The sequence below is a fragment of the Methanobrevibacter sp. genome, from assembly GCF_045644645.1.
In the GTDB taxonomy this organism is placed as follows: domain Archaea; phylum Methanobacteriota; class Methanobacteria; order Methanobacteriales; family Methanobacteriaceae; genus Methanocatella.
In genome coordinates, this window is record NZ_JAZRHE010000047.1 from 1 (window position 1) to 2,062 (window position 2,062).

A 2,062-nucleotide genomic window follows, 5' to 3' on the forward strand; every position below is an offset into this window, starting at 1 on the left:
TTCAATACTGTGTATATTTCTTCATCTTCAAATTTTCTTTCATATATTAAAAAATCATCATTTTCAATAAAGTGGATGGAACCTTTTTTCAATGCATTGGAATTTAATCTGATGGATATAAGTTCTTTGAAATGATTATAAATATCCATGTTCATGTTATTCCAAGGAAATACCTTTCTGTTATCAGGATCATCTTCTCCTTTAAGACCAACTTCGTCACCATAGTAAATCAAAGGAACTCCTGTTTCTTTAAAAAAGAGGATGACTCAAAATTATTTTTAAAATAATTTTTTTTACATATTTTTTTTAAGTATTTTGTTTGTTGTTTTGATGTATGAGTTCTTTTTGTATTGTTTCGTTGTATATTCGTTTTAAATTATGTGATATTGCGAGTAATTTTGCTTCTGTTTGTGTTCTTTTTAGTCCAGTGGTGTTGAATTCTGTTACTTTTAAATTTTGTTTTATATTTCCAAATGGCCATTCTACAGTTTTTGATCTTTTTTTGTAGATTTCTTGAGCCCATTCAGCGTCCATTTTTCTGAGCATTTTTATTTTGTTTGGATTTCCATAATCTGTTATTAGTCTGTTACGATTTTTTCCACAGCATTCCAGTTGTTTTGAGCATATTTTGCAGTTGTTTGTCCAATATATGGTTCGTGGCTTGTTTTTTAAGGTTCTTTGGTTTTCGAGTATTTGCCCCATTGGACATACATATGTGTTTTTTTCTAAATCGAAGATGAATTTGTCTTTTCCGAATGGTTTATCCTTTTTATTGATTTTTTTGAGTTTTCTTGAGAGTTTTCGTGTGGATATGTATCCATCAAGTTGATTTTCTGCCAGATAATCTATGTTTTCGTTTGTTGAGTATCCATTGTCTGCTGAAATCTGAGTATTTGGAGGTAATTCTCCAAATATTGATTTTACTTGTTCTATTTGCGGAATTAATTCAAATACGTCTGTTGGATTTTGTGTTAGTGATGATGACACGATTATTCCTTTGTAATCGTCTACTCCTATTTGTAAATTGTAATCAAATTCCCATTTACTCTTTTTATTTAGCATCCATCTTGATTCAGGGTCGTTGATGCTGATTACATCATTAGTGGTCTTTTGGAGTTCTGTGTCGATTTTTTCTACTTTTTTGAGAATTTTTTGGGCTGATTTTTTATCCTTTTGTGCTTGTTCCAATAATTTTTTACTACTTCTTCGTAGTTTGAATTCGTTTCTATCACCTTTTGTGGTTTCTGTTACTTTTTTGTAAATTTCTTCGAAGGATTCTTTATCAATTAATTCTTTTGGAACTGAATTTCCTGATTCCTCTCCAAGAATTTCATCTTCTTCTTCATCGAGTTCAATACTCTTTTTTAAGATGTCTTTGAGTAAATCTATTTGTTCTTGATTTGTTAAATTATTTATGGATGCTTTGGCTTTGATTTTTGTTCCATCAATTGCTATATGTTTGAGTTTTACTAAATCTAATTCTTTTGCCATCAATACTGTTGTTTTAAATGCGTCATCAATTAAATCTGCATGATCCACTTTGAATCTGTTGATAGTTCGGAAATCTGGTTTTTCCATACCTGCTAAGTACATATAACTGACATCTGTAGCTGCTTTAGCAGCTACTTGTCTTCCAGACAACCCTCCATCAAAAGCACCCATTAAAACTAGACGTAACAACATTTTACGAGAATAAGCAGGTTTACCTGCTTTATAACAATAATTCAAATCGACTTTTGAAAAATCAATTTCATCCACAACATTTTGAATAAAATAACATGGATGATCTTTTGGAATCAACTCCCTCAAGTCCAAAGGAATTAATAATTGCTGACCAATTTTATCCTCTCTCAAAACCATAAAAAACACAACTAAAAAGTTAATTAACTCTAATAATAGATTGTACTTCCTAGTATAAATAATTAAAGGATAAAAATAAGTAAAAAAAATTTAAACACAAAAATTATGAGTCAACCTCAATTTTAAAAAAAGTATAATTATTGATAGACGTGAAAAACTATGAAAGCAAAATTAATGTTTTTAATGGCAATTATTTTAGTTT

Annotated in this window: 1 protein-coding gene and 1 pseudogene; both read right to left on the reverse strand. The window is 29.3% G+C overall.

Translation table 11 applies throughout. The features are described from left to right. A pseudogene (locus ACKI4K_RS03130) lies at nt 1-233 on the reverse strand (hypothetical protein); the annotation flags it as partial. 73 nt (nt 234-306) lie between these two features. After that, complete coding sequence (locus ACKI4K_RS03135) at nt 307-1,860, reverse strand: IS1182 family transposase (RefSeq protein ID WP_407422195.1); 1,554 nt, start codon at nt 1,858-1,860, stop codon at nt 307-309. Nucleotides 1,861-2,062 lie beyond the last annotated feature (202 nt).